A 12,639-nucleotide genomic window follows, 5' to 3' on the forward strand; every position below is an offset into this window, starting at 1 on the left:
CTGTACAAGATAACGAAATACAAAAAGATGCCACTCGTAGTTAAACGAGCGGCATTAAACCAAGTGGTTCTCGTTTTAATACAGGAACTCAGGTAAGAATCCAGTAACCAGCGTACTCTCCCTTCAACTAGAAACACTCATCCCCAAGTACCATATAAAATCCAATCAACTTCATTTGTAACAAGTTAGGTTTCAAAAATAGGAAATCACCACTGTAAAAGTTCACCGCGTTTTGTCTTGCTGACTATGGTTACAATATTTGTGAAATCAATGCCTTTAAACCAAATTAAAAGTAAGTGGCACCGAGATGAACAGTGAAGCGAAACAACTTTTTTATCATTTATGTCAGCAATACGATGCGCTTTCTCAAGAGCTAGAGTCTCGCGCGTTTCCTGAGTTTTCCGAGACCATCACTCATCCGCTTGGACACTGCTTTGTCCGTTGCCCTGTTGGCAGTCAGCGCTTTTCCATTGTTGCAGTCAACTTTGCGCCCTCCGTTCGCGGGCAAGGTGTGCTTACTGCATTTATCGACTACATTAAAAGCCATCCATATCATTACCAAGGCGTTGAGGTCGCTATCATTGAAAACAAAAGCTTAGCAAAACGACTGTTGTCTCTTGGCTGGAAGTACAAGTCTCTGTTTGGCAAAGTTTTCTTCGCCAGCAAGCCTACCCTAGTGAAGGACTTTCAGTCAGCGTGATGGTTATTACGACACCGCATCGGTACCCAAAGTAAAAACCATCACTCAAAATCCGTAAGCATATTGAGAAAAGTTTGGCGGTCTTCCGTTGTACTACCTCGATGAGCAGTGTATTCGACGTGTTCATCCGCGCTGGCTTTTGGGGATAGATTGATGCCCCACAGCGCGTTAATTTGGTTTGGAACGATGGAGTAACGCACGTCAACAATTCGCATTTCGTTATTCGGGTCTTGCGCTACAAAACCATTTGAAAACCAACGGAAACGTTCGATGTCTTTCGCTTGCTGCGATTGCGGATCGAGCCATGGAAATTGAGTCTTCACATTGAGCTTTGGTGTGGATTCGCCTGGGTAGATTTTTATTGAACGCCCCACTCTTACCGCATCCACATAGTAGTTATCTTCCGTTTCATAAATCACTTTCCAGACCAAAAGATTCCCGAAGGTTGGTTTTGCTTTTAGCTGCAAAGCGCTGTGCTGTCTCTCTTGGACGATTTTCCACCCGGCCGCTTCTGCTCTATCTCGTTGAATAACCCCAAGAGTCAGATAAGCTAGAGACCATAGAAATGCGACACGCGCGTAGCTTCGATTTCGCTTCAGTGCGGCAAAGAAAAGCAGGATCAAAATCGGAAGTGAGAAAGCGGGATCGATAACAGAGATCGTATTCCAGGCATAGCGTGTGTTGCTTATCGGCCAAAAAAGCTGAGTCCCATAGCTGGTGCAAGCATCTAACAGCGCATGGGTGCTATAACCAAGGGCACAATAAAACCAACTCTGCCGGAAGCTTAGTCCTCGCTTTTTTGCTAACAACGGATACAACACTAAAGCACAGAGAAAGCTGCCAAAAGGGATAAACAACAATGAATGGGTAAAGTGTCGGTGATATTCCAAAAACAGCAATGGGTCAGTTGATGAACGGATAAGTACATCCAAATCCGGTGCCATCCCTGAAACCACGCCTAACACGCCAGCAGCCACAATGTGCCGCTTGTTACTTGCAGACTGTGGCAAAGCAGCGCCAAGTAAACCTTGCGTTAACGGGTCCATTATTTACGCCCGCAACGAAAATGTAGCCGAGATAGAAGGCATATACGCTTCAAAATAGGCTCAAATTTAAAAACCAGAACGTTCTCCGACATAAATTATCCGTATTTAAGTGGATTGGAAGACACACCTTAATGACGCATTAAAGTGTTCGAAAACAAACACTTTGATTTTAGTGTAAGAAGGAATCGCCCTATTCGCTAGTGAGAAGCGAACCTAAAGCGAGGCTTGTGGTGTACGTCAAAAGTACAAAACTGCGGATTTTACAGATGCAAAAATAAAACAAGGCGAACCGGATGGCTCGCCTTGTTTACTGAAGGATTAACGACAAAAACCTTAGTCTTGAGGGTTTTCTTTCGCGTTGATTTCAGCGTAAGTGTGCAGAAGTTCCGTCAATGTTTTTACCCAATCAAAAACATCCGAAGGTGTATTTTCGAGTAGCTTTTCCACTAGAGCACAGTGTGTTTCTAGCGTGATGGCCTCTTCCAAACGGAATGAGATCGCGTAGAAATGCCAAAGCACCAATCGCGTCATTCGCTCGCTATTTTGCTTTGCGTTGTCTGAGTCATCAAACGCTTGTTGAATTTCACTCAGCGCGATTGCTGTCATGCGTAGCATTGCATCAAGACGTGCAGACAACATGCGGTCTTCACTATCCACTTCTTCTTGATCAAAAGTGAACAGCTCATTCATCACGTCTTCTGGCACCATTTTACTGATCATACGAGCACTAAACTCTTCCAGCTCATGGCGAGGCATAGTTACAAGACAATCGAAGGTGTAATCACGAAGCATAAAATCACTCTAGGTTAGAAATCAATTTCAGCCTCGCATTCTAAATATTGAAATTTCAATTGCCAGTGTTAATTTCTATCCATCTACGAAAAACTACAAAACACCGTTGATTGCAATACCAACACCAATCCGCTGCTGATTATGATCATAGTCGATCAAGCTCTTACCATAACCCGCTGAGTATTGTGCGTACCCCTGAACTTTGCCCCAAATCGGAAATGACACACCCAGTTCTGCAAAACCCTTATGTGTCTGAAAGTTCTGGCGACCTAAAAAGGTAAACTCGTAACCATTCCACTTGTAAGCACTCGATAGCTCAAAGTGTCCCATATAGTCTTCGATATCCGGGTTATCATCACCTTTGGGATCATTAGGCGATGTCTTTTCATCTTCAGGTATACGCCACCAAGGCTGGATAGAAACCGCAAAATTGTCTTTTGCAAAGGTTACGTTGGCATAGACACGGTTCCAACTGCGCGATAGCTCCTGTCTTTGACCGTTAGACTCATGTTCAATACCAAAACCTAACCAAGTCGAACCATCAAGTGGTTTCCAGTCAGTTGGGGTGTAGTAAAAAAGCTCTGGACGATAATTGGTTTCACGGAATGGACGAGATGCTGCACCCGTGTATACCTGCCAAAATGATTTAAGAGTCATTCCAAAAAACAGACCATCGCCATCAAACAACAAGTCATCATAGTTCATTGGTACTTTAAAACTGATTTGGAACTCCGCTTCTTCCTTACGCAGTTCATCGCCGTATTTGGTGTCGGCATACGCGCGTTTATTTACACGATCACTGTACGTAAACGGAAGAATATAGTTAACGCGATGCGCGACCAGACTAAACGGTTCGAACGCGTTTTCTCGTTCTGATTCCAAACGCTTGTCGACCAAACTTTCCTGAAGTTCTTCAGGCTCTTCAATTTCTGGATCAGCGGGCACTGTGCTGGTTACTGTGTCAAGCTCACACTGCGCGCGAATGCTCTTTATGGTTTCTTCACCTTTGCTTTGCTTTATTTTGTCTAGCAAACATAAATCATAAGCACTGGCTGTTTCTCCCATCGCAACTGGCGCTGCCAATAAACTCAGTATTGATATCCCTGCCACTTTTGAAGCCATCTGAAACCCTTAATATTCTTTATGACAAACCAGATAATTTTAGTTTTTCTTGGTAAACCGCTTGCCATTCTGACGTTAAGGCAATGTTAAATGTCTGCCGACTTTACGTCTTGGATAAATGCAACAGACTTTAGACATATCGGTCAACTATGATCAAAGCGCAAAAAACAACCAAGAGTTGAGCATCATAGATAAAAACCACTCGTTTGCATGATGCTCATTTTATCTATGCAAAATACTGGCTCGTAACTTTGATTGCAAACCCGGCTATGAATAAACCCAAACCATAACCCAAATGCGCCAATGTGCTAAGAAAACGGGCTTTCCAAGGTGTTGGGGTTTTACTCGCAGCAAAACCAAATCCTAGACAAGGTTGAATGACCAAAAATGGGAAGATCAACGTTACCACGCCTGTAATTAAGCTGGGCATTAGACTGGGCTCTACCAACCAATGATGACCAAAAACAGTAACGTGAGCCAAAGCGAAAGTAACGCCGATGGCATAATGCAAAAACCAGCCAAGTGACTTTTCTCCCGGCATCGCCTCTGACGCCATAATTGGCGCATGCATAAGCTTTCCTTGGGGCATGTACAAAACCCAGCGCGCAACCAACGCATAGTTTAATGAAGGAATACCAAACACTCTCCTTTGTAACCATGCCCATAAATCCATTATCAAAGTGGCACCAATCCCTATTAGCACCGCTTGCAATCCCATTAAAAGCAGCATTTTTCTCTCCTCATGTTTTTGATTTGTTAAGGTCTTAGTTACATGCTACAACTTAAAGCCAACTTGAAGTCAATGGGGAATAATATGGATATTGCAGAAGTGGTTAGAAAATCAGGATTGCCGACTTCAACGCTCAGGTACTACGAACAGCTGGGGTTAATTCGCTCGATAGGAAGGAATGGATTGAGACGCCAATATTCACCAGAGGTACTCAATACACTCAATTTAATTAGTTTGGGGCGTATCGCTGGAATATCGCTTAACGAAATGGCAGAAATGTTGAATCAATCAGAAGTTTCAAAGCCATATATCGATCGTGACTTACTAACGAAAAAGGCACTTGAGATTGATGAGCAAATAAAACGTTTGAAAGCGGTGCGAGACAGCCTAAACCATGTTGCCACCTGCCCTCATGAGTCACATATGGACTGTTCTTCATTTCAAAGGCTTATGAAGGTCGTAAAGCGTTATGTCCCCCAAAAACAGAGATAAAACACTCTACTTATTCTTGATTTAAAAGGAAGCAACTCGCGGTTGTGAGTTACTTCTTTTCATATTACTTAGCTTGCGCTTTTACGTACTTCTTCACTTTTTTCATCGCCATTTTTTGCTTTAGCGGTGAAAGATAATCAATGAACAAGTTACCAGATAAGTGGTCGATTTCGTGCTGCATCACAATCGCTAAAAACTCATCGCTCTCGATTGTCATCGGGTTACCATCACGGTCCAATGCAGACACAACAACTGATGTGTAACGCTCAACATCGGCGTAGTATTCGGGAACAGATAGGCACCCTTCTTGACCAAGTGCTTTGTTTTCTCCGCTCACCACTTCTGGGTTAACCAAGATTAAAGGGTCATTGCGTTCGTCAGAGATATCGATGACAACAACCGCTTCTTTTCTGCCCACTTGGGTTGAAGCTAAACCGATGCCATTGCCCGTTGCGTAAAGTGTTTCTAGCATATCGTCGATCAACGTTTGTACTGTCGATACATCAGTGACTTTTTCTGCTTTTACTTTAAGCCTTGGGTCTGGAATGGAGAGAATTTCGAGGACTGCCATACTTACCTTTCGTTATCTGTAAATCGTAATTTCCGGCGAATTATACACACGTTTCGGCAGACATAAACATGTTGAGTTTTCGTGGAAAGACCGTTTCGTCTAAAACATTCGATTTTGCTTGAGACCAAAGAGGCACAAAGAAAGAGAAAACAATAACGCCAGCGCGATATGGCTGGCATCTTTTTTACGTATCTATCTTTAAGCGTTCGTTATATGTGAGTTACGCACTCTTTTGCGCTTTTAGCAAAACCTTAATCGCCATTTTTTCACCACTCTTGAAAATAAAGTACCCGAGACAAACGGTTATTAACGTTAATACAACGATAATAATACTGAACCAGCCTAGTTCCGCTATCAGTTCAAATATAGAGATGCCCAAAAACATTAAGATGAGAGAAAACACCACTAAGCTCGATAGATTCCAAAGCAGCACTGAATACCATCTCGTTGTCGAAGGCATTATATTCCCTGTTTTATAGCCAAAATAATATCCTACACTCATCGCTGGTATTAACGTCCCAAGAAAGCCGACACCGTTCATTTCCATGCCAGAAATGTACTCAATAATAAATAGCAGTATGGCCAAACAAACTGATGCCAAACACAAAAGCGACGTTACAAAGAGCACCGAGGGAGCGTTGTTTTCTGTTGAGTAATTATTTTTCGATTCCACTTTCATTTCCTTCCATTTATTTGAATAAAATAAGCGTTTTAGATCATGCTTCCGCTTGGACAACCTAGAGAAACAACACCGCCATAACTCGTTGTGGGTGTAGCTACCATGACTAAATCAACAGGAAGAAACACAACGTCCGTTGCTAACGACAAAGGGATGTCAATCAATGAAAGTGGATATAACGCGATGGAAGTAATATCAGATCTTAAATAGCAAGGTTGTCGTGCGACTGATAACGCGGCGCCTGAAAACGGCTTTCCGTATCCGCCACCAGCATGCGCATCTATAGATGAACACCCCACCATTAAAGATGCTGACACCACAAGAAATACAACTTGTAGCTTTTTAAATATATTTATTTTCATTTAACCTAGATTCCAACTAACTATTATTTTTTAAAACTAAACCCTCTCTCTCAAATTGTATATTCAATGAATTTACTCATATAGGTCCAGTGCAACCATGTTAATACGTTCTATGTATTAGAAACAATTCATTTATTGCCAATAGCACCCGTGAGTTCATACGAAGTGACTAGAGTCGCACTTAATTTTTTATGCAAGCACCAAGTTAAGCTCAACCTATTCGCTTTCCCGTTGGAGTCTCGTACCTTTCATCTGATGTAAAAAAGCCGCCAGAACCATTTGGCTCTGGCGGCTTTTGTTTTTATCGAAAGCTCGATTACTGCTGTAGCTTCGCTTTGGCTTCTACTACTTTGGAGAAGTCTAGGCCCAGCTCTTCCACTGCTTCTTTAATCAGTACAGGGTTTTGCATTACCTGCGCCATTAACGCTTGAAGCTGATCTTGTGGCAGACCTAGTTGGCTGATAGTTGCCATTGCAGCCAGAGGGTTTTGAGTTAACGCCTGAAATAGCTCGTTGATTTGCTCGTCGCTAATATTGTTTTCTTTCAACATCGCAAGAATCGGGTTCATCAAATTACCTTTAAATACTATGTAAAACAGACCCGCAGTTTACCATTGGGTTTTGTTAGTTTGCACGCAGACTTTAACCACCACACCACCATCGACCAAGTTATGGTCGAATATTGGTGAACGTTGCGGTAGTGACTCCATCACTTTGCGATGAAAGCGCTTTTATATCCGCGTTAAAGTAATATGGATTAAGTGGTATTTTACTCTCGGCTGGTCGCGCGTAGTAAAGCTTAGCGGGCTGTTTTGCCATTTGTTGCGCGTACAAATACCCGACCAACGCATGTTCAAACTGGTGGTAACCATTTCCCCAATGGAACGCTTTGGTTGATTTAGGATTCAGACCAACACCTCCGTATTGATGATCCACCCACACGTCCATAAAGGTGGGTAACGTGTATTGCAACGTTTCTTTCATCGAATCATCGACAAGAGAAACCGTCATCGCCGCTTGATCGAGTTCTGCCCATTCCCAAGACGAGCTATAGTGTTTGTGCGGTCTTGATTGCCAAGCAGGAATGCTCTCTTGCGTCCATTTACCCTGCCATTCTGGTGAGAAAAGCGCTTTGACTTGCTCAAAGTTTTGCTGGTATTGCGCTTGTTTAAGCGTGTGTTTCATTCCTTTGAAACCAAACTCTGTCCAATTGGATTTCTCCAACAACTGACCAGTGAGATACGTCATCCAATACGCTTTGATGGTGTGTCCAAAATCATTGTGTTTCGCATCTGGCATCATTACCGCTTTGTGGTGTATCGCGCCATAAAAGCGCTGCTCTTTGTCGGAGTGGTAGTTATCCAGCATCACTTGCGTCAGCCATTGCAGATCTTGTTTCCACTTGGCTTGCGCTGCCTCTGGTAAAAGTGGTGCCGTTAACAACAAGTAGCCATTAATTTGGTCAAGTTGAGCGACTAACTCTTGCTGCTTCTCACTTTCTCCATCACCATCTTTCAAAACCCACGCCAGACCGCGATCATCGCTTCGTCGGTATTGTTTAAATATAAACGCTTGCTGGTCGATAAGTGCTTGTTCAACCTTTGGATCTTGCGTCAAGTAGTAGTACATCGCCAAGCCCACCAAGGCGTAAGCTTGGTCTTGAGAAGTTCGCTGTTGCCACTCCATCCCCGGTTTTCCACTACGCGTAAAGCTCACAAAGCCGCCGTTTTTCTCATCTTGTAGATGATCAATCAGGTAATAAGCCCCTTTCTTTGCCAGCTCTAATGCTTGCTTGTCACCCGTAAGATGAAAAAGCACGCCATAAGCGTAAGTTTGGCGCGATTTCATGCGTGTGTATTCGCGATCGAAGTGCGGGCTAATCCACCCTTTGTTTAATTCTTCACACGGCTTTTGTGGGTCGAGAATGACACCGTTATCACAACGAAATGTCGGAAAATTCCCCGCAGGTTGCCCATGCGCGCTTTCCATCATCCAATATGGGGCTAGGCCATTCGTCACATGGTTTAACCAATCATCCCCCGAAGGCAGCTCCACATCAGCAAAGCTGTTCATGCTCGTCGTTGCAAGCAATAAGGTAAGATATTTAAAAGACATAATGCTCAATTAAGTTATTGAATTTTATCCAGTATAAATAACTCCCTTTACGCATATTGTCGTCGTAGTCACAATCGCCTTACGCATTTGTTTGCATTGTTCATCTGTCTGCCTTATTCGATGACTGAGTCGAGAATAAACGCCACTCTGTCTTCGACTGACATTTTGGGCACTTCGATCAATTGATAACCGAACTTGTGGTATGCATCGACCATCTGTTTATGCGTGGCGACCGCTTCAGAAAAATCTTGCTTTCGCTCTTCATCGTTGCTGAATATCGACGACCACGGTGGAAAAATGAACACTTGAGAATGATAACGAAGCGTCTGGCAATGCGTGATGAGCTCATGCGAGATTGGCAATTGTTCCAACTTGCTGTAGCCATATACGTCCACAATACTACGATCAAAAAACACGTCCCCTTGGCGGACATTGAAAGATCGGTAGTTGCTCACTTCTTCTTTTGTCATTTCATCTCGAAAGGCTTGTTTGTCATTCCAAGGTAATGCTGAACCGTGATTCGCAACCTGCGTTTGTATCACGTGACGACCAGTTTCTGGCGCGCAGACAAAGCCTTGTATTTTTAGTTGTTCGATAACCGAGGTTTTTCCTGCACCGGGACCACCAGTGAATACGATGAGTTTGTTCAAAATCTTTTCCTTATTTTTTGTTTGAGTGAAGTAATGCGTGTACGGCCAAGAAAATTGGCATGGCATTTGGCACACCAGCGTTAAGCGAGATCGGCAATGGAAAGTTTTGGGATAGAAATGAGCAGTGAAAAATATTGATGAAATGAAAGCTTAAACGGCGTGTTCAGCGTTTATGAAAACGGAGGAATTTTGAGCAAACCAAACTTGCCCAAAATATTGGGTTGGGAAATGAAGAGATTGGATCATTAGGTTAACGCGTCAATTGGCTTTCTATATCAAGAAGATTGCACCTAAGCCTAAGAACGCAAAGAAACCGACGACATCGGTAACGGTTGTTAATACTACCGAGCCAGCCACGGCGGGGTCAATGTTAAACTTCTTCAACGTGAATGGTATCAACGTCCCCGATGCCGCGGCCGCCAAACTATTGAGGAAAATTGCACAACAGATAATAAGCGCCAATGGCCAAGAGTCAAACACCATGTAGACGACACCCGCGATGACTAATCCCATGATCAAGCCATTAATGGTGGCGATTTTTAACTCCTTATTCACCAATAGCTTCAAGTTACTTTGGTGCAAGTGGTTCAATGCGATACCCCGAATGGCCACCGCTAAGGTTTAGCTACCTGCGATGCCGCCCATACTCGCCACCACGGGCATTAAGATCGCAAGCGCAACGACTTGCTCGACCACATTATCAAAAATACCAATGATTGCAGAGGCAACAAAAGCGGTCAGCAAGTTAATCACCAACCAAAGTGCTCTTAGCCTTCGACATCGCGCACAATGATCAATCGCACCGGGCTTTGTCCACGTTTTAACAACTCGGTTTTGATGCCTCCTACGCTGTTTTTAGGATTCGCGACTAAAAAATGCGGCTCGGCATATCTCCCCACTTTGTTGTCTTCATACGACAGCGCTTGTTGAATGTGCGCGACCGACTCTTCACTTTGGTCGATAAGGTACTCATCCAGAAACTCGGTCGGTAGAAAGTCTGCAAAGATGATCAGTTCCGAATCCGTGATGTACGCTAAGCGTTCATGTTGCAGCTCTTTGTTGAGTGATTGATGAATGTGCTTGGCGGTGTCGTATCGCAGCAAATTTAATACCGTCCAGTACTTCTCTGGCGGCACTGCTTCTATCACGCGTTTACGATAAGCAATGTTGACCGACTCCAAAATGTTCGCGATTTGCGCTTCCTGATAGTCTTTCAAAAAACTGAGATCTTCGGTCGACTCTATCGCTTTAATGATCTCGGCAAGCAAATGAGGCACTTTGCGATTAATCTGTAATTGGCTGGAATCTATCATCATTGTCACCGATTTCCTTAGACATCACGTTAGTGTCAACACGATGCCTATTACCTAAAGGCATGAGATCCTGATGTTAAAATTCTAGGCAATGGCGCGCACAATTGCGGAATTTATATTTTGCTCGCAGAAACAGAACGTCTTTGCATAAGGGGATGGTATAAACTTTTAGTGTGCATTAGGCGCATTTGCCTCGTTTGATAATGGAGTAATCAATGGCACCAGTATTTTTTCTGACTCAGCAAGCCGCCTTACCAAGTCGTAAGGTGCTGCGTAAAGTGATTCAGTTTGCGACAGCGCTGGCTCAACCCATCGTGGTATTGGTGGAAGATCACCGCCGGAGTGAAGATCACGCGTTCGCGCATTTCCTTAGTTTCAACTCTGACCATATAGAAAAGAGACAAGCTGAGTTTGAAGCTTGGACATCAAAATTTAAAGACTTCGTTATCGAACTTTGTGAAGAAGAAGTTGAAACGCCAACCCTCTCTTACGAGCATTTCAAAGGGAGTCATTGGATTGCTCAAGTTGCGAAACGTCTTGTCGACGACACAGATTTACTGCTCGTGGGGCATTTTAACAAGCACGACATTCAAACCTTACTCACCGAACTAGCAAAAAACGATTGTGATTTATTGCTATTAAGTGAGCGTTCATGGCCTTCTCACGCCAACATGCTTTGCGCGATAGATCCGCTTCATCGCGGAGATGCAAAATCGGTCGTAGATAAAGCCATTGTATCGCGAGGCTCAAAGCTAGAAAAAACCTTGGGCGGAAAAATGACGTTAGTTTACTGCCGCTACGTTGCGCCTTATCTATCTCGCTATCGTGCAGAGATTTTGAGCAATCAAAAAGCAGGCATTACGGACTTTATTACTGCGCAAAAGTTAACACGAGTACCACTACTGCTGCCAGAAGGAAACCCTGAAACGGCGTTACCAAAAGCAGTTAAGCAATCACAAGCGGCAATTCTGATTATGGGCGCATGTAAACGAAGCATGTCATCCCAATTTTGGTCTGGCAGCACTGTAGACACGTTACTTGATCAACCGCCTTGTGACCTGCTGCTCGTCAATAGCACGAAGGATTGATCAGGCTTCCCCATCCCGCCGCATCTTAAATAATATCACGCGCAGTTATTGGCTCTTCATGGTCTCTAACTGCGCGGCTTCATGTTCCGCGTTCAAGGCTTGTTTCTGCTGCTGTTTAACCTCATCCCAACTGCGTCCCGACTCAATCGCAGATACACGCTGATCGTATTTGTTGCAGGCTCTTTCGAGTACTTTCTCAGGATCTATACCCTTTTCTCTTTCCAACGCTTTTAATACGTTAAGGTAGTTCCACAACACATCGCCTAACTCGTCTTCCAAATGACAAAGGCGGTCCTCACGAATCTCTTCTCGGACTTCATCGACTTCTTTGCCAATGGCCTCTAGATAAGTCTCTACGCCTTTAAACCAAGTGTTGGTTTGGTCATATTGAGATTTTCTCGTCGCAATTGCATACAGCTCATCAAATTTCTTCATTATCTCTCCGTAGAACGAGTTTTTATTTACGCCTCTTTAGGACGAATAAACTTCCCTTTTGCCGTCACTCTAACTTCATTATTGACCAGTAATTGAGCTACCAGTTGATATATACCGCGGCGTTCACCTTCACAGTGTGCAGTAATCGTGACGTGCTCATCTAGCTCAATAGGTGCATGGTAGCGCACATCCAACTGCGCGGTAAGGGCTTGAATGTCTCTAAATAACAAACAGTGCGTCATTGCACCATCGAGCAGCGAACTCGCAATGCCACCATGCAACAGGTCGGTGTAACCCTGATGACGCGGTAAAACGTGAAACTCTCCGACAACAGAACCATCGGCTAAACACTGGTAGTTCACAGCCAAAGAGTTCGGATTCGCATCGATTGCAGAACAAACCGCACATTGATAATGAGATTCGTGAGTGGAATGAAAGTGACTGTTTGCGGACATGTTAAGTACTCAGCTTGTAAAAAGAGTAATTAGCATATGCCAATTATCAAAAAGAAACGGCGAGTAATCTTTGTTTGCATGTTGTAGGGC

At 43.7% G+C, this 12,639-nt stretch carries 18 protein-coding genes; 3 read left to right on the forward strand and 15 right to left on the reverse strand.

Translation table 11 applies throughout. The annotated features are described in order from the left end of the window. The first annotated feature begins 307 nt into the window (after positions 1-307). Positions 308-700 carry a hypothetical protein gene (locus CAG69_RS01475; RefSeq protein WP_047008310.1) on the forward strand — a complete coding sequence of 131 codons (393 nt, stop codon included), beginning with the start codon at positions 308-310 and terminating at the stop codon, positions 698-700. A 41-nt stretch (positions 701-741) separates the two neighbouring features. Here CAG69_RS01475 and CAG69_RS01480 read toward each other — a convergent pair whose 3' ends face one another. The 4 genes from CAG69_RS01480 to CAG69_RS01495 form a co-directional block, all read right to left on the reverse strand. Next, the gene (locus tag CAG69_RS01480; RefSeq protein ID WP_134645629.1) at positions 742-1,746 is read right to left on the reverse strand and encodes a metal-dependent hydrolase; all 1,005 of its coding nucleotides are present in this window, start codon (positions 1,744-1,746) and stop codon (positions 742-744) included. 333 nt (positions 1,747-2,079) lie between these two features. Next, complete coding sequence (locus CAG69_RS01485) at positions 2,080-2,538, reverse strand: exoribonuclease R (RefSeq protein ID WP_161442374.1); 459 nt, start codon at positions 2,536-2,538, stop codon at positions 2,080-2,082. 93 nt (positions 2,539-2,631) lie between these two features. Further along, on the reverse strand, positions 2,632-3,660 hold the full coding sequence (locus CAG69_RS01490; RefSeq protein ID WP_005376466.1) for a phospholipase A: 1,029 nt from the start codon (positions 3,658-3,660) through the stop codon (positions 2,632-2,634). A gap of 226 nt (positions 3,661-3,886) precedes the next feature. Beyond that, positions 3,887-4,390: a DUF2938 domain-containing protein gene (locus tag CAG69_RS01495; protein WP_005376471.1), complete on the reverse strand. Its 504-nt coding sequence runs from the start codon at positions 4,388-4,390 to the stop codon at positions 3,887-3,889. A gap of 84 nt (positions 4,391-4,474) precedes the next feature. Between CAG69_RS01495 and CAG69_RS01500 the strand changes: the two genes are divergently transcribed. Next, positions 4,475-4,882 (forward strand): helix-turn-helix domain-containing protein, encoded by a 408-nt coding sequence (locus CAG69_RS01500; protein ID WP_021707542.1) that lies wholly within the window; start codon positions 4,475-4,477, stop codon positions 4,880-4,882. A 64-nt stretch (positions 4,883-4,946) separates the two neighbouring features. Here the strand turns inward: CAG69_RS01500 and def are convergent, their stop codons facing one another. The 9 genes from def to CAG69_RS22390 form a co-directional block, all read right to left on the reverse strand. Continuing rightward, complete coding sequence (gene def / locus CAG69_RS01505; protein ID WP_006742287.1) at positions 4,947-5,453, reverse strand: peptide deformylase; 507 nt, start codon at positions 5,451-5,453, stop codon at positions 4,947-4,949. A gap of 220 nt (positions 5,454-5,673) precedes the next feature. Beyond that, positions 5,674-6,132: an ABZJ_00895 family protein gene (locus CAG69_RS22265; protein ID WP_029817912.1), complete on the reverse strand. Its 459-nt coding sequence runs from the start codon at positions 6,130-6,132 to the stop codon at positions 5,674-5,676. Between the two features lie 32 nt (positions 6,133-6,164). Next, positions 6,165-6,494: a YceK/YidQ family lipoprotein gene (locus tag CAG69_RS01515; protein WP_161442376.1), complete on the reverse strand. Its 330-nt coding sequence runs from the start codon at positions 6,492-6,494 to the stop codon at positions 6,165-6,167. Positions 6,495-6,810: 316 nt separating this feature from the next. Then, positions 6,811-7,062 carry a DUF2999 family protein gene (locus CAG69_RS01520; RefSeq protein WP_005395194.1) on the reverse strand — a complete coding sequence of 84 codons (252 nt, stop codon included), beginning with the start codon at positions 7,060-7,062 and terminating at the stop codon, positions 6,811-6,813. 100 nt (positions 7,063-7,162) lie between these two features. Continuing rightward, a complete protein-coding gene (locus CAG69_RS01525) occupies positions 7,163-8,608 on the reverse strand; it encodes an N-acylglucosamine 2-epimerase (RefSeq protein WP_161442378.1) in 1,446 nt (481 codons plus the stop codon). Positions 8,609-8,721: 113 nt separating this feature from the next. Beyond that, a complete protein-coding gene (locus CAG69_RS01530; protein WP_161442380.1) occupies positions 8,722-9,258 on the reverse strand; it encodes an AAA family ATPase in 537 nt (178 codons plus the stop codon). A 270-nt stretch (positions 9,259-9,528) separates the two neighbouring features. Further along, complete coding sequence (locus CAG69_RS22385) at positions 9,529-9,849, reverse strand: magnesium transporter (protein WP_237668013.1); 321 nt, start codon at positions 9,847-9,849, stop codon at positions 9,529-9,531. A gap of 30 nt (positions 9,850-9,879) precedes the next feature. Continuing rightward, positions 9,880-10,011, reverse strand: a complete 132-nt coding sequence (locus CAG69_RS22650) for a hypothetical protein (RefSeq protein WP_272925873.1) — start codon at positions 10,009-10,011, stop codon at positions 9,880-9,882. 14 nt (positions 10,012-10,025) lie between these two features. Further along, on the reverse strand, positions 10,026-10,574 hold the full coding sequence (locus tag CAG69_RS22390; RefSeq protein WP_237668014.1) for a magnesium transporter MgtE N-terminal domain-containing protein: 549 nt from the start codon (positions 10,572-10,574) through the stop codon (positions 10,026-10,028). Positions 10,575-10,786: 212 nt separating this feature from the next. On the opposite strand from CAG69_RS22390, the gene CAG69_RS01540 reads away from it, so the two are divergent. Next, the gene (locus CAG69_RS01540) at positions 10,787-11,659 is read left to right on the forward strand and encodes a universal stress protein (protein WP_161442382.1); all 873 of its coding nucleotides are present in this window, start codon (positions 10,787-10,789) and stop codon (positions 11,657-11,659) included. A gap of 45 nt (positions 11,660-11,704) precedes the next feature. Here the strand turns inward: CAG69_RS01540 and CAG69_RS01545 are convergent, their stop codons facing one another. Both CAG69_RS01545 and CAG69_RS01550 read right to left on the reverse strand, forming a co-directional pair. Then, complete coding sequence (locus CAG69_RS01545; RefSeq protein WP_085343715.1) at positions 11,705-12,094, reverse strand: MazG nucleotide pyrophosphohydrolase domain-containing protein; 390 nt, start codon at positions 12,092-12,094, stop codon at positions 11,705-11,707. Between the two features lie 26 nt (positions 12,095-12,120). Then, positions 12,121-12,549 (reverse strand): PaaI family thioesterase, encoded by a 429-nt coding sequence (locus CAG69_RS01550; protein WP_161442384.1) that lies wholly within the window; start codon positions 12,547-12,549, stop codon positions 12,121-12,123. Positions 12,550-12,639: the final 90 nt, after the last annotated feature.

The sequence above is a fragment of the Vibrio sp. V43_P6S15P86 genome (genome assembly GCF_009904725.1).
Taxonomy (GTDB): Bacteria; Pseudomonadota; Gammaproteobacteria; order Enterobacterales; family Vibrionaceae; genus Vibrio; species Vibrio diabolicus.

Excerpts from the sequence above, each read along its gene's own strand:
- CAG69_RS01475 (WP_047008310.1), top strand. The coding sequence starts at position 308 with ATGAACAGTGAAGCGAAACAACTTTTTTATCATTTATGTCAGCAATAC.
- CAG69_RS01480 (WP_134645629.1), bottom strand. The coding sequence starts at position 1,746 with ATGGACCCGTTAACGCAAGGTTTACTTGGCGCTGCTTTGCCACAGTCT.
- CAG69_RS01485 (WP_161442374.1), bottom strand. The coding sequence starts at position 2,538 with ATGCTTCGTGATTACACCTTCGATTGTCTTGTAACTATGCCTCGCCAT.
- CAG69_RS01490 (WP_005376466.1), bottom strand. The coding sequence starts at position 3,660 with ATGGCTTCAAAAGTGGCAGGGATATCAATACTGAGTTTATTGGCAGCG.
- CAG69_RS01495 (WP_005376471.1), bottom strand. The coding sequence starts at position 4,390 with ATGCTGCTTTTAATGGGATTGCAAGCGGTGCTAATAGGGATTGGTGCC.
- CAG69_RS01500 (WP_021707542.1), top strand. The coding sequence starts at position 4,475 with ATGGATATTGCAGAAGTGGTTAGAAAATCAGGATTGCCGACTTCAACG.
- def (WP_006742287.1), bottom strand. The coding sequence starts at position 5,453 with ATGGCAGTCCTCGAAATTCTCTCCATTCCAGACCCAAGGCTTAAAGTA.
- CAG69_RS22265 (WP_029817912.1), bottom strand. The coding sequence starts at position 6,132 with ATGAAAGTGGAATCGAAAAATAATTACTCAACAGAAAACAACGCTCCC.
- CAG69_RS01515 (WP_161442376.1), bottom strand. The coding sequence starts at position 6,494 with ATGAAAATAAATATATTTAAAAAGCTACAAGTTGTATTTCTTGTGGTG.
- CAG69_RS01520 (WP_005395194.1), bottom strand. The coding sequence starts at position 7,062 with ATGAACCCGATTCTTGCGATGTTGAAAGAAAACAATATTAGCGACGAG.
- CAG69_RS01525 (WP_161442378.1), bottom strand. The coding sequence starts at position 8,608 with ATGTCTTTTAAATATCTTACCTTATTGCTTGCAACGACGAGCATGAAC.
- CAG69_RS22390 (WP_237668014.1), bottom strand. The coding sequence starts at position 10,574 with ATGATGATAGATTCCAGCCAATTACAGATTAATCGCAAAGTGCCTCAT.
- CAG69_RS01540 (WP_161442382.1), top strand. The coding sequence starts at position 10,787 with ATGGCACCAGTATTTTTTCTGACTCAGCAAGCCGCCTTACCAAGTCGT.
- CAG69_RS01545 (WP_085343715.1), bottom strand. The coding sequence starts at position 12,094 with ATGAAGAAATTTGATGAGCTGTATGCAATTGCGACGAGAAAATCTCAA.
- CAG69_RS01550 (WP_161442384.1), bottom strand. The coding sequence starts at position 12,549 with ATGTCCGCAAACAGTCACTTTCATTCCACTCACGAATCTCATTATCAA.